Genomic DNA, 20,415 nt, shown 5'->3' with positions numbered 1-20,415 from the left:
CCCCGGTTTCGACCGGGGCCTTCTTGCATTTCCGGGCCCGACGGGCCACGGCATGTAACCCAGGTCACTCCCGGCCCGGATTCCGTCGGCGCTCCCCTAGGATCGGCACTCGGCGTCGCCGGGCCGGTGACGGCGACGCGGACCAGCAGTACGGAGGGGCGAGCAGTTGAGGCAGATCCTGTTGTCGGCGGGGATCGCCCTGTTCGTCACCATCACCCTCACCCCGGTCCTGATCCGGGTGTTCGCGCGCCGCGGCTTCGGGCAGGAGATCCGGATCGACGGGCCCGCCAGCCACCAGACCAAACGCGGCACACCGACGATGGGCGGGCTGGCGATCGGCGCGGGCGTATGGGCCGGATTCCTCGGCTCGCACCTGATCGGCCTGCTGTGGGACGCGCCGGGGCCCAGCGCCTCCGGCATTCTGGTGCTGCTGCTGGCCTCGGCGCTCGGCATGGTCGGCTTCCTCGACGACTCGATCAAGCTGCGCAAACACCGCAATCTGGGGCTGACCGCGGCGGGCAAGTATCTCGGGCAGATCGGCGCCGCGGTGGTGTTCGCGGTGCTCGCGCTGCGTTTCCCCGGCGCGACCGGGCTCACCCCCGCCGGCCACAATCTCTCCTACGTCCGCGACATCAACACCATCGCCTTCGGGTCGCTGATCTTCGTCGCGTTCATCTGCCTGCTGGTGGTGGCGTGGTCGAACGCCGTCAACATCACCGACGGGCTCGACGGGCTCGCGGCCGGCTCGATGAGCCTGACGCTGGGCGCCTACGTGGTGATCACGCTGTGGCAGTTCGAGAACTCGTGCGAGCTCAGCCCCGGCCGCGGCTGCTACAACGTGCGCGATCCGCTCGATCTCGCGGTGGTCAGCGCCGCCGCCGCGGGCGCGTGCATCGGGTTCCTGTGGTGGAACGCGGCGCCCGCCAAGATCTTCATGGGCGACACCGGCTCGCTCGGGCTCGGCGGTCTGGTGGCCGGGCTGTCGATCACCAGCCGCACCGAACTGCTCGCGGTGGTGCTCGGCGCGCTGTTCGTCGCGGAGATCATGTCGGTGGTGCTGCAGATCGTCGTCTTCCGCACCACGCACACGCGGTTGTTCCGGATGGCGCCGTTCCATCACCACTTCGAATTGAACAACTGGCCCGAAACCGCGGTGATCATCCGGTTCTGGGTGCTGGCCGGCATCGCGTCGGCGATCGGGCTGTGCCTGTTCTACGGCGAGTACATCACCGCGCTGTAGCCGGGAACTGTCGGCCCGCCCCGCTACGCTGACCCGACACGAGCGAGCGGGAGGTGGCCCAGTGAGGACCGGGAGTGGGCGGGAACTCGATCACGACATCGCCACCGATGTCTCCTTCGAGCTCGAGGAACTCGACGAGCTGGTCGCCGAGCTGCTCACCGAGCACGCCGAACGCGCGGCCAGGGACGCGCGCATCGTCGCCCTGCGCCTGGGCATCGGCGGGCAGCGCCCGGAAACCCTCACCCGCATCGGCGCCCGCTACGACCTGGCACGCGACCGGGTCCGCCAGCTCTACGCCAAGGCGATCGGGCAGCTCGTGCGGGAAGCCGCTCGCTCCGGGCACCGCTGCGCCGAGGTGTTCGGGCACCGCTACCCGCGCGACGCGGGCGATCTGCGGCTGGTGCGGGAACTGCTCGCCGAGACCTACGCCACCGACACCGATCTGGTGGCGATGGAATGGTCGTATCTGAAGCTGCGCCTGGCCGGGCACGACCAGGCCGACGCCAAGCGCGTCGCCGGATACGTGATGCAGCGAATCCTGGGCTGGCAGAAGAAGACCGCCAGCATCCTGGCCAAGCTGCAGCCCCTCGACGAGACCGACGATCTGGGGCCGCTGCTCGACGACGTCGAGTGGACCACCGGCACCCCCGCTCCCCTGCCGACCGCCTCGGCCCGCGTCGCCGACGGTGACGACGACGGCCGCGGCCGCTTCTATCTCGCCACCGTCGGCCGCGACGTCGCCTACGACTCCGCGCTGGCGGCCCGGCTGCTGCGCACCCTCGACGCCAGCCCCGCGGTGACGGCGTTCCAGGAGGAACCGACGGCGCTCACCTACGCCTTCGACGGCGCGGATCACGTGCACTATCCGACGGCCGCCGCCCAGCTCACCGACGGCCGGACGGTCCTCGTCGACGTCGTCCCGCTGGGCCGGATCGCCTTCCACCACACCCGGATCCAGAGCGAGCTCGCCCGCGCCTACGCCCACGACCACGGTTGGGGCTGGCTGGCGTGGACCGGCAGCACGCTGGACCCGGCCCGGCTGCGGGCCCGCGCCACCGACCCGGCGATCGAAGAACGCATCGCCGCCGATCTCGACCGGGGCCCCTACGATCGGGGCGCGCTGGCGAGCCTGCGCGCCGAGACCGGCCTCGAGCTGCTCGACCTGGCCGGTCTCGTCCTGCGCAACGACTGGAGGTGGGACCGGACGCCCATGCGCCTCAGCGCGTCACCATCGCACCGGCCAGCACGGTGATCACCAGCAGCATCGCGCAGCAGGTCAGCCACTGCCACTGATTGATCGTGCGGTCCATCCGCCCGATCGTCGCGCGCAGGCCCGCCGCGATCCGCTGCTGGGCCACCAGCTCGCTGCGCACCCCGGCCAGGGTGATCGCCTCGGCGTCGGCGTTCACGCCCGCGCGGTCGATCCGGTGGTGCAGGCGGGTGACCAGCTTCTGCTTGTCGCGCACGGTCTGGCGCGACACCGCCAGCTGGACACGCTGGTCACGCAGTTCTCCGCGCTGATGCTCGATCATCGCGGCCTGCGCCGCGGTATGCCGTTCCCAGGTGCCCACCTCGGCCCACCCTCCTGTCGTCGAATCCGCGTGACCCCAGTGGATCTCGCCGGTCACCCACCCCGCGAGGAAGTCACGCAGTTCCCAGCCCGGCCGCACCGGACCGGCGAAACCCGTCTCGCCGGCGGCGAGCATGCCCTGGTCGATGCGATAGTCGGCGGCCGCGGGCGAGAAATCGGCGATGCCGACCGCGGGCACCAGCGGCACCCAGTAACCGTGCGGGCAGACCCACAGCACGTCGTCGATGCCCGCCGCCTGCAGACGGCTGCGGTGTGCGCGGGCCGCGGTGATGTCGAGGGGGCCGCTGCGCACCTCGACCACGCAGCGCCGGTCGCCGCGCCGCCAGAAGATGTCGACCGGGATGTCACCGACCCGGGCGTCGACCTCGGCTTCCTCGGCGCCCGCCGCGGTCAGCCTGCCGCAGATCCAGTGTTCGAGTCGCTGGGTATTCCATTGGGTCGCCACGCATTCGGGGCAACCACAGCCGTATCCGGTGCGTTCCGGCGCCGCCCGCCGGGTCCCTTCGGAGATGCCGAGTTCGTCGAGCAGCGCCCGCCGTCCGCACACCACCTGGGTGTCGCTTCGCCGCTTCGTCCTCACACCACACTCCCTCACCAGGGACCCTGACGTGCGCCCGCGCCCACGCCCTGTTCTTCAGGTTCCCGCAGCCACCGACCGGCCGCCAGCCCCCTTGACCCGCGCTCGGGTGCGTCACCGACCGGTGATCGAGATCACAAACGCGACTCCACTTGAATATCAAGCTATTTCATTGTGCCGACGTCGCAGAACGTCGCCGAGATCTTGATCATTTCGATACACAGACCGGGCCTGTTGCCCGTCCATTTCGTCCGGATTACGAAACGCTTCGGCGCGTCGCCGATCCGGTCACCGGGACATCGCGACGACGCGGCCGCAGCGCCCGGTGGATATGATCGCTGCGGCCGGGGCGGGCACGCTCGCCGAGCACGGGAAGTAGGGTGTGCATGAACCACGCTGAGCACGACGAATCCATCGGGTCGATGCTGGCGAGTATCGCCGCGGCGCTGCGTGAGGTCAGTGACAAGCTCGATGTCGTCGCCGCCCGGGTCCAGCAGGAAGTCCCCGCGTTCCCCGCCGACGAGGATCTGCCCGACCAGACCAGGATCCGCAGGCTCGAGACCTGGGCATTCCATGCGTCACAGGACATTTCCCGGCTCAGCGCCCGGCTCGACGCCCTCGACGGTGGCGATCCAGAACCGGCGCCCCGCGCCCGCGGCACCCGCAGCCGACGGGAAGTGCGGGAGGCCGCCGAAGCCGCCGAGCGCGCGGCTACCGATCCGGGCGCGGGAGAAGAGTTCTCGGCCCCACCCGGCGACCGGCCGCCGCTGGAGCGCAGGCATTCCCGGACCGATCACCTCGGCGACCCGACCTGGCCGCTCACCGTCGCCCCGGTCCCCCGTTCCTCGACGAGCTTCGAACCGGTCGGTGAGTCGGCTTCCGAGGCAGCGCCGTTCGCCGATACGGCGCGGGCTGTGCGCTCGGGTCACGCGGGACGGTCGGCCGAGGGGTCCGTGACAGGGGGCTTCGCGTCGCCGACCGGGTCGGCCGTGGGGACGCTGTCGGAGGATGCCGCCGGGTCGGCCGGGTCGGTGCCGCCGGTGAACGGCAGCGATCGTGCGGTGCGGGTGAACGGTGCGAGCCGGGTGGCCGGTGATGGCGCCGACCGTGTGCCACCCGTGAACGGCCGGGCGCCGGTGAATGGTGCGTCCAGAGTCAACGGTGTGAAGCCGCGCAACGGCGTTCGGGTGCTCGACGAGGCGGGCGCGGTGCACGAGCTGCCTGCGCGGGGAGAGTCGGGCGTCGGTGACCGTGTCCAGGGTGTGCGGGTCGCGGCGCCGGTGGCGGACGGGCCTGCCCTCCCCTTGTCGGCGGGTGCGGGTGCTGCGGCAGGCTCGGATGCCGCAGCCGCCGCGCGGGTCGATGGATCGCGAGGTGTCGACGGATCGGCGGGATCGGCGGGTGCGGGTGCCGCGGCTGACGTGGGTGCCGCGGCTGACGTGGGTGCCGCGGCTGACGTGGGTGCCGCGGCTGACGTGCGGGTCGATGGATCGCGAGGCGTCGACGGATCGGCGGACGCCGCTGCGACGGTGTCGGCGAAGGGAATCGGGCGGGACGACGCGAAGCTCGCGGCGCGCGAGCCGGGCAGTGGTGTGTCCGCAACGCAGCAGCAGACCGAGGAGACGAGGGGCGCGAACGCACAGCCGGTCGATGATGTCGCCGCGACCGAGTCCGCGCGGCGGTGGGCCGACCGGCTCGCGGCGGCGGCAGCCGACCAGCCGACGGGCGACGTCGTCCCGACCGCGGCCGCGCGGGAGTGGGCCGACCGGCTCGCGGCCGCCGCGCAACAGCAGGTCGACGATGTCGTTCCCACGGCTACCGCGCGCGAATGGGCCGACCGCCTCGCCGCCGCGGCCGAACTGGATATGCGCGCGGCCGCCGCCGAACGGAGCCGGGAGGCCGCGACCGCGGAGCGGGCCGGGACGACCGGCGGTGTCGCCGCGCGGTTGGGGTCGGCGAACAGCCGGGCGGTCGAGTTGTCGGACGACAGTGTGATCGAGGCCGTGGACTGGCAAGTCACGCAGCGGTTGCCGCAGAACGGCGTGAGCCTGGGTGGTGCGGCCGGTGCTTCGGGTGGTGACGCCGAGGTCGCCGGGCGGACGGTGTCGATCTCCGCGCTCGGGCGCAATGGGGTGTCGCCGGACGCGGGACTGTCGGGGGTGACGACCGGGGCTATGGCTGGCGACGGAACCGCAGCTGAGGCCGGAACCAGGATCGGGGCCGGAGCCGACGCTAGGGCTGGGACCGAGATCGGGTCCAGGACCGAGATCGGGGCCGGGGCCGGGGCCGGGGCCGGGGATGAGCTCACCGTGCCGGGGCGGACAGCACCGGTGGTTGCCGCGCGTGGCGGTGATGACGTGATCAATGGTGCCCTGGCGCCGCAGTCGAGTGCCGCTGCCGTCGACGCGCTGTCGGATCCGCCGACCGAGACCGGGGTGCGACCGCCCGTCGAGGCGGGTGTGGAGCGGGCCAGGCCGGTCGGCAGGCCCGTAGGCGGGACAGCCGCGCCCGTCGTGGGTACCGGATCGTCGGAGGCATTGTCCGGCAATCGGATCGAGTCCTCGAGCGGCGAACCCGAGCGGGTCGTGAGCGATCCCCGATCGGCCGGTCTCACCGCCGGTGATCGCGGCGAGACCCCAGCGAACACCCACCAGGTGAACGGGTTCGATCCGCGATCCACCGCGACACCGGGATCCGCCGGCTCGGGCACCACCGCCAGCGGCATCCACTGGACCTTCACCGACGAGGACCTGACCACCCCATCCACCCCGAGCTCGAACGGCTACGCCCGCAACGGCTTCACCGGTGACACGCAGCGCCCCGGATCGATCTTCGACGACGCGGCACCACGAGAGCGCCTCACCGCCCCCGGTGACACGTCGCCGTCGGCACCGCCCGCCCGCCTGTCCGCGCCGAAGGACACCACGCAGCCCACCGGCAGTGAAGCACCGGCCGCATTCGGCGCCTCGCCGACCGCCACGCCGAACACGGGCCCGGAACCCACGGCCCGATTCGGCGCACCGACGACCGACCAACCCAGCATGGGCCTATCGCCCGCAACCGGATTCGGCACACCGTCGACCGACTCGGCAGGCGCAGGCACAACGCCCGCCAGCGGATTCGGCGCGTCGACGAGCAGCCGAGACAACGCGGGTATCGAACCCACGACCCGATTCGACGGCTCGACGACCGACCATGGCGGCTCGGCCTTCGAACCCACGACGCGATTCGGCGCACCGACCGGTGATGACGGAAGCGCGCGTCTGGAGCCTACGGCTCGATTCGGGGAGCCCCTGAGCGGCCGAGGCGACGCGGGCGTCGAGTCCACCACGCAATTCGGCTCCTCGACGACCGACCACGGGTACCCGGGCGTCGAGTCCGCCGGTGGCGGCGAGCGGACCCAGACCGGCGGGTTCGCCGCGGCGAATCCGGGCGGGCCTGATGCGCCCGCGACCAGCCCGCTCGATCGGGTGAGTTCCGATCCGGTTCCGCCGACCGCGACCGATGCGGCGGGGATCACCGTGACGGGGACGTTCCGTGCCTTCGATATCGAACGGGCGAACGTCGACAAGCTGCAGGCGATGCTCGACGAGCTGAAGCGGTCCGCCGGGCTGCCGCCGGGACGGCGCGACGTCTTCGGACCACCGACAACCGACGCCGGCTGAGCAGCGGCGCTGTCCTCCGGTCCGGGCACACACCGGACACCGCGCCGGACCACTGACACGGAAGCCGCGTCAGGCCGCCGCCAGCGGCACCAGCCGGGCACCGCCACGACAGCGGAGTCCGCACCAGGCCTCGGCAAGCACCAGGCCCTGACACGCGCCCCGGCCGCTGCCGACGGTGCAGGCCGAGCTCCGACGTCGGTGCCCAGCCTGCGCCGCGCCCCGAAAACCGCGCCAGGGCTCCGCCAGCGGCACCAGCCGGGCACCGCCACCGACAGCGGAGTCCGCACCAGGCCTCGGCACGCACCATGCCTCGACACGCGCCCCGGCCGCTGCTGACGGCCCACGCCGAACTCCGACGCCGGCGCCCAGCCTGCGTCCCAGCCGCTGCTGACGGCCCACGCCGAACTCCGACGCCGGCGCCCAGTCCGCGCCCCGGCCGCTGCTGACGGCCCACGCCGAACTCCGACGCCGGCGCCCAGTCCGCGTCCCGGCCGCTGCCGACAGCCCACGCCGAACTCCGACGCCGGCGCCCAGCCTGCGTCCCGGCCGCTGCCGACAGCCCACGCCGAACTCCGACGCCGGCGCCCAGCCTGCGCCCCGGCCGCTGCCGACAGCCCACGCCGAACTCCGACGCCGGCGCCCAGTCCGCGCCGCGACCCGAAAACCGCGCCAGCTCTCCGCCACCGAGGACGGTCGAACGTCGGCACCGTCAGCCGGTTCAGCTCTCGGCTGTGGACCGGTGCGGCGGCACTGTCGGGCCGTGGGACATCGCCAGCCGGTCAAGCAGGCGCCACGACCAGGTCGGGGCGTGGAGCCTCGCGCAGGACGGTGCCGATGAGGTCGCGCAGGGCGCGGTGACCCGCGTCGGCGGTGTTGCGCGGGTGCCAGGCCATGGCGACGACGGGGGCCGGGAGTGGCAGGGGGATCTCGAAGGTCGTCAGGCCGAGGGAGAGCGCGGCGGGGCGGGCGAGCAGTTCCGGGGCGGGACAGACCAATTCGGTGGTGGCGACGGTGAACAGCGCGGTGGACAGGTCGGGGACAGTGGCGACCACGCGCCGGGTGCGGCCGTGCAGGGCCAGGCGGTCGTCGATGGGGCTGTGCGTGCGGCCGGTGGCCGAGACCTCCAGGTGCTGGGCGGAGGCGTAGGCGGCCACGGTGGGGCGATCGGCGCCGAACGGGTGCCCCGCGGCGGCGAGGCCGATCCAGCGGTCGGCGAACAGGCGGGTGACCACCGTCTCCGGGTCGGTCTGGCCGATCATGCCGACCTCCACGTCGACCCGGCCGTCGCGCAGGGCGACCACCGTGTCCGCGGCGTCGGCGGCCAGCACGCGCACCGTGACGCCGGGCAGCTGGGCGCGGACCGCGGCCAGCAGCGGACCGGTCAGCCGGGGAGCGACCGAATCGGCCACCCGGACAACGAAATCGCGATGGCGGCCCGCCCCGGTGTCGTCGCGGGCGGTGAGCAGCAACCGCGCCTGGTCGACCAGTCCGGCGACGTCGTGGCGCAGCTCCAGCGCCCGCGGGGTCGGCACCAGCCGGCGACCGGAGCGCACCAGCAGCGGGTCGCCGAGGACGGCACGCAACCGGGTGAGGGTCCGGCTCATCGCCGAGGTCGACGTGTGCAGACGCCGGGCCGCCTCGGTCACGCTGTTGGTCTCCAGCAGCGCGTCGAGGGCGAGCAACAGGTTCAGATCCAGCGCGTCCACGCGAGGATTATCACCAACGCAAGGATTACCGCCAAGTGTTGTCGCGGCGACGATCCTGCGTGTCGGGCTACCGCTCGGCAACCGGCGCGGGCGCGGGCGCCGCGGGGACGGTCGCCGGATGTTCGCGCAGCACCCGCCGGTAGGTGGCGGGCCGCACCGGGCGCACCCACTGGGCCAGCCTGCTGGTCAGCGGCAGCGGGGTGCGCAGGTCGTCGAGCATCTCGTCGATATTGGCCAGCGAGAACGGCACCACCGACGCGCCCTGGGCGTGATAGCCCGCCGAGCGTTCCCGCGACCAGTGCAGCCGCTCGTCGATCTCGGAGTTCATCTGCTCGGGCATCGGCGGCACGAACTTCCCGGTGAGCAGCCCGGCGATCCAGTGCGCGCCGACTTCCGCGCTCAGCGCGCTCACATTGGAGCTGTTGTAGCCGGCGAAGGTCAGGTTGGGCACCTCGACCGGCAGGATGTTGCGGAAGAGCCGGAAGTCGCCCACCTCGTCGGTCAGGCTGCGCCGCACGAACGGGGTCAGGAACGGCACCTCCTGCTGGTATCCGGTGGCGCAGACGACGATCTCGGCCAGTTTCAGCGTGCCGTCGGACAGGCGCACGGCGGGCCCGTGCTGCCCGCCGATCAGCTCGGTGACCTCGGTGTCGCGGTGGACGGTGATCCGGCCCGCCTCGACCTGCTCGGCGAAGCCCTCGGTCGCCAGGCTCGCGCCGCTGTTGGTCATCTCCTCGATGCCGCCCGTCGGCAGCAGATCGAGCTCGCGTAGCCGGAGCTTGCGGGTCACCCGCTCCTGGACCAGATCCAGGTTCGCCTGCCGCAGGCTGAGCGCGTCGAGCCAGCGCTCGATCCGGCGCGGCTCCCGTGACCGGAAGTGCGCCTCGCCGAGGCGGGTCAGCAGCAGCCGCTCGTAGTCGAGGCCGAGATCGAGCGTGCGCGGCATCTTCCAGGTGAGCCTGCGCGCGACGACGCTGGTCTCGTCGGCCAGATGGCTGACGGCCTCGGCGACATCACAGGCCGACTTGCCGTAGCCGATCACGACCACGGAGCGGTCGCGGGCCTGCTCGACGTCGTGGAAGTCCGACACGTGGACCAGCCGCCCGCCCGCGGCCGCGAACGCCGCCGCGCCGGGGAGTGCGGGCAGCACCGGGTCGCTGAACACGCCGTTGGCGACGATCAGGTGATCGCAGGTGGTGCGGTGCACGCCGTCGCGATCGCGGACCTCGAGCAGCCAGCCGCTGTCGACCGGGTCGGCGGCGACGACCTCGGTGCCCAGCCGCAGATGTTCGGCCAGACCGAACTCCTGGACGTACCCGGCCAGGTAGGCCTGGATCTGCTGGCCGTCGGGCCAGCGCGGGAAGTCCTCGGGCATCGGGTAATCGCTGAAGTGGTACCGGACCTTGCTGTTCTGTGCGCGCAGCCCCGGATAGCGTCGGGTGGCGCTCCACACACCTCCGACATCAGGGGCCCGGTCGAACACCTCGACCGGGAAACCCGCCCGACTCAACACTTTCGCGCAGGCCAAACCCGCCACTCCCGCACCGACGATCCCGATGCGGCTACCGCTCGTCATGGCGAGGAGAGTACTCGGCACCGGCGCGCGGGTGCCACCGCCGCCGGGCCGACCCGTGCTGTACTGGAACTATGACCAACAGTTCCGTCGTCGTCGATCGGGCCGGGCTCTGGGATGCCGAGGAGCTCAGTGACGTCGCCGCGGCGACCTTCCCGCTGGCGTGCCCGCCGGAGGCCACCCAGGGCGATATCGAGATCTTCCTCGAGCAGATGCTCTCGGGCGAGCGGTTCGGCGAGTACCTGTCCGATCCGGAGCGCACGGTCCTCAAGGCCGTCGAGGGTGACGAGATCGTCGGCTACGCCATGCTGGTGGCGGGCAGGCCGGCCGATCCGGAGGTGGATGCCCAGGTCAGCCCGGGTGCGGTGGTCGAGCTGAGCAAGATGTACGTGCTGCCGGGGCACCACGGCAGCGGCGTCGCCGCGGCACTGATGACCGCGGCGGTGGCGACCGCCCGCGACGCCGGCGCGGCGGTGCTGTGGCTGGGCGTGAACCAGGCCAACGAACGCGCCCAGAAGTTCTACGCCAAGCACGGTTTCACCCAGGTGGGCACGAAGACGTTCCCGGTCGGCAGCCAGGTGCACTCCGACTTCGTCTACGAACTGGCGCTGGGCGACTCAGTCGAGTAGCGCGGCCCGCAGCGCGGTGATCTCGGCGTCGGACAGGCCGAGGCCGTCACGCACGTAGCCGTCGAAGCTGCCGTAGCTCTGGTCCGCCTGGTCGAACGCGGCGTCGAGCCAGGTCTGCTGGACGCCGTTGAGCGGGTCGGTGGGCGCGGCGCCGCGGTAGACGTTGGAGGCCAGGTAGTCCGCGGTGACGGTGGCCCGGTCGACACCGAGCAGGGTCAGCAGGACCGCCGAGGTCCAGCCGGTCCGGTCCTTGCCCGCGCTGCAGTGGTAGAGCACGCCGGTGCCGTCGGCGGCGATGATGTCGCGCAGCACGGCGGCGAACGCCTCGTTCGCGCCGGGCGCGGTGATGAACGCGCGGTACATGCCCTCGCCGCCGAACAGCGCGCCCGCCAGGATCAGCGGCGGCGCCTGGCCGATGACGTCGTAGGAGTTGCCGACCGCGCCTGCGGGCAGCCGGTCGGCGCCGAGGCCGCGCTCGTAGCCGGTGCGCAGGTCGTCGACGACGCGCACGCCGAGGGCGCTGAGCCGGGCCAGATCCTCGGGGGTCGCCTTGTCCAGCGCACCGGTGCGGAACACCAGCCCGGTGCGCACCCGGTGCCCGTCGGTGGTGCGGTAACCGCCCGCGTCCCTGGCGTTCTGGACGCCGGTGAGGCCGAGCAGCCGATCGGCGGTGGTCTCACTGGCGGGCGCGGGTGCGGCCACGGCCTGGCCGATCGCCGGACCGAGCAGCACGGCCACTCCGGTCGCGGCGGCCAGACTCGCGCGCAGAGCACGGCTACGGGTCACGACAGGGCTCCTTCGACGACGCCGGGTCACGGTCAGCACGAACGTACCCGGCGCCGGTCGGTTACGCGGCGGCGGCCTCGAAGCGCGACAGCGCCAGCAGTCGCGAGATCGCGCGCAGGTACTTCTTGCGGTAGCCGCCGTCGAGCATCTCCTGGGAGAAGATCTCGTCGAGCTTGGCGCCGGAGACCGTCACCGGGATGCTGGCGTCGTAGAGGCGGTCGGCCAGCACCACGATGCGCAGCGCGACGGCCTGGTCGGTCACCGGGTGGACGCCGGAGATGAACACCGAGGTCACGCCGTTGATCAGGGCGCCGTACTTCGACGGGTGCAGCGTGCTCAGGTGCTTGAGCAGCGCGTCGTAGTCGTCGAGGGTGGAGCCAGGGGTGGTGGCGGCCCGTTCGGCCAGGATGTCCGGCGAGGTCGGCTCGGGGGCGGGCGGCAGGTCGCGGTGGCGGTAGTCGGGACCGTCGACGCGCACCGGCTCGAAGATGGAGCCGAGCTTCTTGATCTCGCGCAGGAAATCCTGTGCGGCGAAACGGCCCTCGCCGAGCTGGCTGGGCAGCGTGTTGGAGGTGGCCGCGATCGAGACGCCCGCGGCGGAGAGCTCGGTGAGCAGGCGCGAGACCATGGTGGTGTCGCCCGGATCGTCGAGCTCGAACTCGTCGATGCACAGCAGGCTGTTGCCGGAGAGCCGCTCGACGGCGTTGACGAAGCCCAGCGCGCCGACCAGGTTGGTCAGCTCGCCGAAGGTGCCGAACGACTTGGGCGCGGGCGCGCTGTGGAAGATCGAGGCGAGCAGGTGGGTCTTGCCGACGCCGAACCCGCCGTCGAGGTACAGACCGGCGCCGCTGACGGCCTTCTTCTTGCCGAACAGGCTCTTCTTGGACGCGGCCTTGTGGATCTTGGCGACCTGACCGGCGAATTCCTCGGCCTTGGCGACCGCGGCGGCCTGGCTCGGTTCCTTGGGGTCGGGAATGTAGGAGGCGAAGCTGACCTCGTCGAACATGGGCGGGGGCACCATCTGCGCGACGAGCTGGTCGGCCGGGACCTCCGGATGGCGATCGACGAGGCGTTCTTGCATGAACGAATCGTACGGACGTGGTTGCATCGGATCCTATGCAGCGTATCCACAATGTGACCCAGCTCGCAGACCTCGACGACGACGCACTGGCCAGGTGCTATGCCTACCCCCGGCAGCTGGATCGTCCCTGGGTGCGCGCCAACTTCGTCAACAGTATCGACGGGGCGTTCACCGTCGACGGGGTCTCGGCGGGGTTGGGCACCGACGCCGACCACCGGGTGTTCGGGCTGCTGCGGGAACTGGCGGAGGTGATCGTCGTCGGCGCGGGCACGGTGCGCGCGGAGGACTACGGCGGCGCGCACCCCGATCCGGACCGGCGGCGCGCGCATTTCCGGCACGGGATCGGCGGGTCGGCGGACGGCACGCCGCCACCGATCGCCGTCGTCACCGCGAGCGCGCGCCTGGATCCGGCGTCGCGGTTCTTCACCGACGCCGAGACCGCCCCGCTGATCATCACCACCGCCCACGCGGCACCGGAGCAGGTCGAGGCGCTGGAAGCGGCGGGCGCGGAGGTGGTGGTCGCCGGGGAGGCCGCGATCATGCCCGCGGCGCTGCTGCGGGTGCTCGCCGAGCGCGGCCTGCAGCGGGTGCTGTGCGAGGGCGGCCCGCATCTGTTCGGCCAGCTGGCCGAGGCCGATCTGGTCGACGAGCTGTGCCTGACCACCGCCCCGGTGCTGGTGGGCGGGGCGGGCGGGCGAATCTCGCTGTCGGCGAGCGGTTTCGACATCCCGATGCACCGCAGGCAGCTCGTGCTCGCCGAGGACGGCACCGTCCTGGCCCGCTGGGCCCGTCGATGAAACCTGGCGCCGAACCTGGCAGTGTGTAGCCCATGCGCTGGACTCGGGCCGCGGCGACGGCCGCGACACTGTCGATCATGCTCGCGGGCTGCGGGGCCGGACCGTCGGATCGGCCCGTCGTCGCTGTCGAGCGGCCGGGGGTCGGTGGTGCGCAGACCGAGACACCCACGGTGCCCGAACCGGCCACGGCGGAAGTCCCCAAGACCGACCTGGCCTGGAAGGACTGCACCGCCGCCACGCTGGGTTCGCTCGACTTCGGTCCGGCCCCGGCCGGGCTGGTGCTCGAATGCGCCGACTTCTCCACCCCGATCGACACCGCGGGCACCGTGCTCGGCACGTTCCGGGCGGGCGCGCTGCGGGCCCGGCTGCCGCAGACTCCGGCCGACGCCGCACCGCTGGTGCTCACCTCCGGCGCCGATCGTTCCTCGGCCTCGACGCTGGCCGGGCTGGCGATCGGGCCGAACAGCGCGCTGCTGGCCGTGCAGCCGATCGTCGCCGTCGACCGGCGCGGGATCGGCGCCTCCCAGCCCATCGACTGCATCCCGGCGCAGCTGCGCGCGGTGATGACCGACCTCGGCCAGTTCGGCATCGGCAGCGACGACCAGGTCGGCGCCGTGGCCGGCTACAGCCAGGACGCCACCATCGCCTGCCGCGACTTCCTGCAGCCCTACGAGGGAACCTTCGACGCGCCGCACGCGGCCGACGACATCGAACAGCTGCGCAAGCAGTGGCAGGTCGACAAGATCAACCTGCTCGGCACCGGCAACGGCGGCAAGGTCGCGCTCAGCTACGCCCGCCGCTACGGCGACCACCTGGCCCGGCTGATCCTGGACGCCCCCGAACCGGTCGGCGCCGACCTCACGACGATGACCGAGGCCGCCGTCACCGGCGCCGAGGCCGCCGTGACGGCGTTCGCCCAGCGCTGCAAGGCCGCCAACTGCGCCCTCGGCGCCGACCCGCGCGCCACCGTCATCGGGCTGGTGGCCAAGGCGAACAGCGGCGGCCTCGGCGATATCTCGGGCGCCGACCTCTCGACCGCGCTCACCGGCTTCCTGTCCAGCCCACGCGGTGACCAGGCGAGCCGGGTCACCGCGCTGGCCGACATCCTCGCCGCCGCCGACCGCGGCGACCGAGCCCCGCTGTCGGCGCTGGTGGCCCGCGAATCCGCGGCGATCAACTCCGACGGCGAATTCGTCAACCGCTGCACCGACAGCCAGCAGCCGCCGACCCCGGACCGAGCCCGCGAGCTCGCCGGAACCTGGGCCGGCAAATATCCGGTTTTCGGTCGCACCGCCGCGATCGGGCTGATGGTCTGCTCGGCCTGGCCGGTCTCGACCGCGCCGCCGCTGCCGACGAAGCTGGACCTGCCGGTGCTGGTGTTCGCCGGTGCCGCCGACCCGATCGTCGGCGGGGCCGCGGCCTCGGTCACCGGCGCGCTCGGGGCGGCGGGCGCCCGGCACGCCACCATGACCTGGCAGGGCTGGGGGCACCCGGTGACCGCGCACTCCGGCTGCGCGCAGAAGGCGGTCGCCGACTACCTCGCGGAAGCGAAATTGCCCGCCGACGGCGGTGCCTGCCCCGCCTGATCCAGGTCGTACGACCATGTGATTCCGGCGCGTCGGACGGGTCCGGCGACACCATCGCTACCCGATCCGGTGTACCGTGCCCCAGTGTTGTTCCGACAGCTCGAGCCCCGCACCGCTCGCACCTCCGCCGAGGTGATCAAGTTCGCACTCTGGCCCTTCGCGGTCATGACCGTGCTGAACCGTGTCTTCATCAAGGCGGTCAACGGATTCGTCACCGACGACTACCGGCCTGTGTACAACGCCTCGTTCGAGTTCCTGAACGGCAGGCCGCTGTACACCGCCGACTTCTCCTCGGTCGACCCGCACTATCTGTACTACCCGAGTGGAACGCTGCTGATCGCGCCGGTGGCGGTCATCGAGTACGAGCTGTCGCGCTGGCTGTTCATCGGCCTCAACGCCGTCGCGATCCTGATCGCCTGGTACCTGCTGCTGCGTCTGTTCAAGTTCGGTCTCGGGTCCGTCGCCGCGCCCGCGCTGCTGCTGGCGATGTTCGCCTCCGAGACGGTGACCAACACGCTGGTCTTCACCAATGTCAACGGCTGTCTGCTGCTGGCCGAGCTGGTGTTCCTGCACCTGTTGCTGGCGCGGCGCGACCTCTGGGCCGGTGTCGCGCTGGGGTTGAGCATCTCGGTCAAACCCACGCTGGCGCCGCTGCTGCTCGTCGCGGCTGTGCGCGGCCAGTGGAAGGTCTTCATCACCGCGCTCGGCGTGCCGCTGACGCTCACCGCGATCGCCTGGCCGTTGTCGGCGGATCCCGAGAAGTTCTTCACCCGGGTGGTGCCGTATCTGGCGCAGACGCGCGACTACTTCAACAGCTCGATCGGCGGGAACGGGCTCTACTACGGCCTGCCGCACTGGCTGATCCTGCTGGTGCAGGGCGTGATGGCCGCCGTGGTCGCGGTGACGCTGTGGCTGCTGTGGCGCTACTACCGCGACGACGAGCTGTTCTTCGTCACCACGTTCTCCGGGGTGCTGCTCACCGCGTCGTTCCTGCTGCTCTCGCTGGGCCAGATGTACTACTCGATGATGCTGTTCCCGTTCCTGCTGTCGGTGGTGCTGCGCAATTCCGTGCTGCGCAACTGGCCCGCCTGGCTGGCGATCTTCGGGTTCATGACCTACGACAAGTGGCTCTCGGACCGTTGGCAGAGCACCGGGCGCACGCTCGAGTACCTGCGGGTGACCTTCGGCTGGGGTCTGCTGCTCGTCGTCGTGTTCTGCGTGCTGGGTGACCGCTACCTGGCCGCGCGCCGCGAGGGCAGGCTGCGGTTCGGCATCGACCCGGCGTGGATGGCGAGCGCGCCGGATTCGCGAGACGGTTCCGACGACGACAAGCCCGCGCCCGCCGCGGTCTCCCCCGCGCCCGATCGCGACGATCCGGTCGCCCCGGAAGAGCCGGTCGACGACCGCGAACCCGCGCTGAAATAGGGCACGGCCGGTGCTGTGACGCGACGATCGCGGCGCGCACCGGCCGAAACCATTAGCGTGGAGTGATGAGCTCATCGTTGCCCACGCCGCGCATCCAGCTGACGCCGCAGCAGTGGCGGGCGAAACTGGATCCGCAGGAGTACGCCGTTCTCCGCGAGGCCGCCACCGAGCGCCCGTTCGTCGGGGAATACACCGACACCAAGACCGAGGGTGTCTACACCTGCCGCGCCTGCGACGCCGAATTGTTCCGCAGCACCGAGAAATTCGACTCGCACTGCGGCTGGCCGTCGTTCTTCGACCCGGCCGATTCCGACGCGGTGATCCTGCGCGCCGACGACTCGCTCGGCATGCGCCGGGTGGAGGTGCTGTGCGCCAACTGCCACAGCCACCTCGGCCATGTCTTCGAGGGCGAGGGCTACGCGACGCCCACCGACCAGCGGTACTGCATCAACTCGATCGCGCTGCGCCTGCAGCCCGCCGAGGACTGACACGACGAAGGGCCCGGTCGAGGCGACCGGGCCCTTCGCGGTGTCCTGACTACGGCAGCGCGGTGACCAGCTGGTCGACCTCGACGCGCGGGCCGGTGAAGAACGGGATCTCCTCGCGCACGTGCAGGCGGGCCTCGGTGGCGCGCAGGTCACGCATCAGGTCGACGATGCGGTGCAGCTCGGGGGCCTCGAAGGCGAGGATCCACTCGTAGTCGCCCAGCGCCATCGAGCTGACGGTGTTGGCGCGCACGTCCGGGTAGCCGCGGGCGGCCTTGCCGTGATCGGCGAGCATCTTGCGCCGCTCCTCGTCGGGCAGCAGGTACCACTCGTAGGACCGCACGAACGGGTACACGCAGATGTAGTTGCCCGGGTCCTCCCCCGCCAGGAACGCGGGGATGTGGCTCTTGTTGAACTCCGCCGGGCGGTGCACCGCCACATTGCTCCACACCGGGGCGCTGGCCCGGCCCAGCTCGGTGGTGCGCCGGAAGTCGGCGTAGGCGGCCTGCAGGTCCTCGACGCGCTCGGCGTGGGTCCACAGCATGAAGTCGGCGTCGGCGCGCAGGCCGGCCACGTCGTAGATGCCGCGCAGCACGACACCCTTGTCGGCCAGGCCGTCGAAGAACGCCTGCGCCTCCTTGATCGCCGCGGCCCGGTCCTCGCCGAGCACGCCCGGCTGCACCTGGAACACCGAGAACATCAGGTAGCGAATGGTGGAGTTGAGGGCCTGGTAGTCGAGTCGCGCCATGGATCCATGGTGCCACTGCGGTGATTTCGCCTGCCGGGTGGGCGGGGATATGGACACGCCGGTCACCTCTCAGGCGCCCGCCCGCAGCACCGCCAGATCGTCGATGTCGTGGAAGTGGATGCCGGTCATCCCGAGGGCCCGCGCGGCGGCCACATTGTCGAGCCGATCGTCGATGAACAGGCATCGCCGCGGCGGGACACCTGCTGCCTCGGCGGCGATCTCGTAGATACCCGGGTCGGGTTTGGCGATCCCCACCACCGCGCTGCTGATCACCGCGTCGGCGAACCCGGTGAGCCGCAGGCGCGTCAGGTGGTCGTCGAGGTTGTCCATAGCGTTGGTGACCAGGATCAGCGGCATGCGCGTCCGTACCCGCGTCAGCAGGTCGGCGACCGGTCGGTCAACCCAGAAGTCCACGTCGGCGAACTCCGCGGTCGCCTGGACGGCCTCGGGATGGCCGCCCAGCGCTTCCGCGATCCCGGCCAGCCATTGCGTCGCCGTGGTCCGGCCGAGTATCGCGGGCCCGATGAGTTCGGGCGCGAAGGCGGTGGCCAGGACCGGGAGCCCGTAGCGCGCCTCGATCCGCCGCTGCCGATCGTGGTCGAATCGGCGGACGACGCCGTCCAGGTCGCACAGCACGGCATCGAAAGTCTGCATCGCCCCAGTGTGGCTGTGTCCGAGCGGAATTGCCGGGTGAACGCGGCCGGTCAGTCGGCCACCGGCCTGCCCGCCCGCCACGGCGAGGTCTCGTCGCTGCCGAAAACGGAGGTCACGGTGGTCGCCGCACCCGCGTGCAGTTCGACCGGGCCGAGCTCGGGGTCGAGGATCAGGGTGCGGGTGGGCTGGTCGCCGGTGGTCGTCACAGCGCGCGATCATGCAGCATCGCTATCGAACCCGGTCGGGGACACGCCGGGTGAGTGCGTCGAGACATGTCCAGCCCCGTGGATCGGCGCAGTGGTCGTCGACCCAGCCGGTGTCCGCGGCGACCCTACTCGACGGTGGAGGTGAGGGCGCTCGCGATGCGGACGGCCGCGGCAGTGCCCGAGGCGACGCAGGCGGGGACGCCGACGCCGTGGAGGTAGGCGCCCGCCACGGCGAGGCCGTCGAGGTCGGCGACGGCGGTCTCCAGGGTGGCGATGCGGTCGGTGTGGCCGGGGGCGTACTGGGGCAGGCCGCCGGGCCAGCGCTGGACGACGGACTGGATGGGGGTGATCTCGGTGCCGGTCACCGTGGTCAGGTCGGCGACGGCGGCGGCGACTAGTTCCTCGTCGGACCAGGACAGCGGGGCTTCGTCGCCGAAGCGGCCGAAGGACGCGCGGACCAGGGCGACCTCGCGGGCGCCCAGGTGCGGCCACTTCCTGCTGGACAGGGTGAAGGCCTTGGCGCGCAGGGGTTCTCCGGTGGCGACGAGGATGCCCGAGTTGTCCGGCAGGCCGGTGGCGAGCGGCAGCGCCATGGCGACCAGCGCCGAGGAGGACAGGTCGATCTCCCCGGCGGCCGCGGCGGCGACCGGCGACACGTGGTGCAGCAGCCGGGCGGTGACCGGGGCCGGGGTCGCCAGGACGACGGCGTCGACGAGGCCGATCGGGTCGACCACCCACCCCCGGGGCGCGGTGGCCACCCGGGTGGCCGCGAGGGTGGTGACCAGGCGCGCGGCCGACGCCGTGATCAGGGCGGCGAGCAGGGCGCCGTAGCCGTCGCGCAGGCCGCCGAAGACCGGCGCGGTGCTCGGCGGCGGCAGGGCCTCGCGGACCGCGTCGGTGAGGCTGCGGGCGCCACGATCGAGGGCGGCGGCGAGGGTGGGCAGCGCGGCGCGGACGCCGATCGAGGCGCTGGTGCCCGCGTAGACGCCACCCAGCAGCGGGTCGACACTGCGCTCGACGACCTGCGGCCCGAAACGATCGGCGACGAGACTGTGCACGTCGACGTCGGCACCCGGCGTCCAGTCGAAGGCCCGCTGCGGCTCGCCTGCCACCTGTGCCAACGTCGCGTCGTCGACGAGCCCGCGCAGGGACTCGGCGTCGGAGGGGATACCCATCAGCGTGCGCCCCGGCAGCGGATGCGCCGCCCCCTGCGCCCACACCAGCGGCCGCTTGCCCGCCGGGCGCACGAGCTGGTCGGCGATGCCGAGCTCGGTCATCAGCTCGATCACCTCGGGCCTGCGCCCGACGAACGCCTCGGCGCCGAGATCCAGTGGCTCCCCGGCCAATTCGCCGGTGTGCAGCACCCCACCGACCCGCGCGCGCTGCTCGAGCACCACGATGTCGGCCTCGGCGCCCAGCCGCTGCCGCAGTCGATACGCCGCGACGAGCCCACTGATGCCGCCACCGATGATCGCGATCCGCATGCCTCGACCGTAGTCGCGCGGGGACGACCGCCGGAACTCACACCCTCGACGCTGTCACCGGGATCACCACCCACGCCCCGGATCTCCGCGAGCGGCATCCACGCCGGAACCAGCAGGAAGTACCAAGGCGCGGCCATCGAGCTGTGGACCGGCGGCCGGCGACTGCCCGACCCCGTCCCACC

The 20,415-nt window shown here is 72.0% G+C and carries 17 protein-coding genes; 8 read left to right on the top strand and 9 right to left on the bottom strand.

The features are described 5' to 3' along the window. Positions 1-166: 166 nt before the first annotated feature. Positions 167-1,240: a phospho-N-acetylmuramoyl-pentapeptide-transferase gene (mraY, locus tag ACFVW6_RS21620; protein WP_355277444.1), complete on the top strand. Its 1,074-nt coding sequence runs from the start codon at positions 167-169 to the stop codon at positions 1,238-1,240. Positions 1,241-1,301: 61 nt separating this feature from the next. Next, on the top strand, positions 1,302-2,492 hold the full coding sequence (locus ACFVW6_RS21615) for a hypothetical protein (RefSeq protein WP_378831052.1): 1,191 nt from the start codon (positions 1,302-1,304) through the stop codon (positions 2,490-2,492). On the opposite strand, the gene ACFVW6_RS21610 is transcribed toward ACFVW6_RS21615, so the two are convergent. Continuing rightward, positions 2,458-3,411, bottom strand: a complete 954-nt coding sequence (locus ACFVW6_RS21610) for a hypothetical protein (RefSeq protein ID WP_378831054.1) — start codon at positions 3,409-3,411, stop codon at positions 2,458-2,460. The two genes, ACFVW6_RS21615 and ACFVW6_RS21610, sit on opposite strands and share 35 nt — an antisense overlap. Before the next feature lie 383 nt (positions 3,412-3,794). On the opposite strand from ACFVW6_RS21610, the gene ACFVW6_RS21605 reads away from it, so the two are divergent. Then, the gene (locus ACFVW6_RS21605; protein WP_378831057.1) at positions 3,795-7,073 is read left to right on the top strand and encodes a hypothetical protein; all 3,279 of its coding nucleotides are present in this window, start codon (positions 3,795-3,797) and stop codon (positions 7,071-7,073) included. Positions 7,074-7,852: 779 nt separating this feature from the next. On the opposite strand, the gene ACFVW6_RS21600 is transcribed toward ACFVW6_RS21605, so the two are convergent. Further along, the gene (locus ACFVW6_RS21600; RefSeq protein ID WP_355277453.1) at positions 7,853-8,779 is read right to left on the bottom strand and encodes a LysR family transcriptional regulator; all 927 of its coding nucleotides are present in this window, start codon (positions 8,777-8,779) and stop codon (positions 7,853-7,855) included. Between the two features lie 67 nt (positions 8,780-8,846). After that, positions 8,847-10,355 carry a flavin-containing monooxygenase gene (locus tag ACFVW6_RS21595; protein ID WP_378831059.1) on the bottom strand — a complete coding sequence of 503 codons (1,509 nt, stop codon included), beginning with the start codon at positions 10,353-10,355 and terminating at the stop codon, positions 8,847-8,849. A 71-nt stretch (positions 10,356-10,426) separates the two neighbouring features. On the opposite strand from ACFVW6_RS21595, the gene ACFVW6_RS21590 reads away from it, so the two are divergent. Next, positions 10,427-10,981, top strand: coding sequence for a GNAT family N-acetyltransferase (locus tag ACFVW6_RS21590; RefSeq protein ID WP_378831061.1), 555 nt, complete (start codon positions 10,427-10,429; stop codon positions 10,979-10,981). Here the strand turns inward: ACFVW6_RS21590 and ACFVW6_RS21585 are convergent. Beyond that, positions 10,970-11,767 (bottom strand): tyrosine-protein phosphatase, encoded by a 798-nt coding sequence (locus ACFVW6_RS21585; RefSeq protein WP_378831064.1) that lies wholly within the window; start codon positions 11,765-11,767, stop codon positions 10,970-10,972. The genes ACFVW6_RS21590 and ACFVW6_RS21585 overlap by 12 nt on opposite strands. A gap of 61 nt (positions 11,768-11,828) precedes the next feature. Then, positions 11,829-12,848, bottom strand: a complete 1,020-nt coding sequence (gene zapE, locus ACFVW6_RS21580) for a cell division protein ZapE (RefSeq protein WP_355277461.1) — start codon at positions 12,846-12,848, stop codon at positions 11,829-11,831. 35 nt (positions 12,849-12,883) lie between these two features. Here zapE and ACFVW6_RS21575 point away from each other — a divergent pair, with 35 nt between their 5' ends. The 4 genes from ACFVW6_RS21575 to msrB all read left to right on the top strand — a co-directional run bounded on the left by ACFVW6_RS21575 (position 12,884) and on the right by msrB (position 17,144). Then, complete coding sequence (locus ACFVW6_RS21575; protein ID WP_378831067.1) at positions 12,884-13,645, top strand: pyrimidine reductase family protein; 762 nt, start codon at positions 12,884-12,886, stop codon at positions 13,643-13,645. Positions 13,646-13,677: 32 nt separating this feature from the next. After that, positions 13,678-15,231: an alpha/beta hydrolase gene (locus tag ACFVW6_RS21570; RefSeq protein ID WP_378831069.1), complete on the top strand. Its 1,554-nt coding sequence runs from the start codon at positions 13,678-13,680 to the stop codon at positions 15,229-15,231. An 84-nt stretch (positions 15,232-15,315) separates the two neighbouring features. After that, positions 15,316-16,656 carry a glycosyltransferase family 87 protein gene (locus ACFVW6_RS21565; RefSeq protein WP_378831071.1) on the top strand — a complete coding sequence of 447 codons (1,341 nt, stop codon included), beginning with the start codon at positions 15,316-15,318 and terminating at the stop codon, positions 16,654-16,656. 65 nt (positions 16,657-16,721) lie between these two features. After that, a complete protein-coding gene (gene msrB, locus ACFVW6_RS21560) occupies positions 16,722-17,144 on the top strand; it encodes a peptide-methionine (R)-S-oxide reductase MsrB (protein ID WP_365006847.1) in 423 nt (140 codons plus the stop codon). Between the two features lie 49 nt (positions 17,145-17,193). Here msrB and hemQ read toward each other — a convergent pair whose 3' ends face one another. The 4 genes from hemQ to ACFVW6_RS21540 all read right to left on the bottom strand — a co-directional run bounded on the left by hemQ (position 17,194) and on the right by ACFVW6_RS21540 (position 20,233). Then, a complete protein-coding gene (hemQ, locus tag ACFVW6_RS21555; RefSeq protein WP_355277473.1) occupies positions 17,194-17,889 on the bottom strand; it encodes a hydrogen peroxide-dependent heme synthase in 696 nt (231 codons plus the stop codon). 69 nt (positions 17,890-17,958) lie between these two features. Beyond that, a complete protein-coding gene (locus tag ACFVW6_RS21550; protein WP_378831075.1) occupies positions 17,959-18,543 on the bottom strand; it encodes an HAD family hydrolase in 585 nt (194 codons plus the stop codon). A gap of 50 nt (positions 18,544-18,593) precedes the next feature. After that, positions 18,594-18,749 (bottom strand): hypothetical protein, encoded by a 156-nt coding sequence (locus tag ACFVW6_RS21545; protein ID WP_378831078.1) that lies wholly within the window; start codon positions 18,747-18,749, stop codon positions 18,594-18,596. Between the two features lie 125 nt (positions 18,750-18,874). Next, positions 18,875-20,233: a protoporphyrinogen oxidase gene (locus ACFVW6_RS21540; RefSeq protein WP_378831080.1), complete on the bottom strand. Its 1,359-nt coding sequence runs from the start codon at positions 20,231-20,233 to the stop codon at positions 18,875-18,877. Between the last annotated feature and the right edge of the window lie 182 nt (positions 20,234-20,415).

The organism is Nocardia sp. NPDC058244 (genome assembly GCF_042882065.1).
GTDB lineage: Bacteria > Actinomycetota > Actinomycetes > Mycobacteriales > Mycobacteriaceae > Nocardia.
Note: the sequence above shows the minus strand (reverse complement) of the source record. Positions and strands in the feature narration are given on the sequence as shown.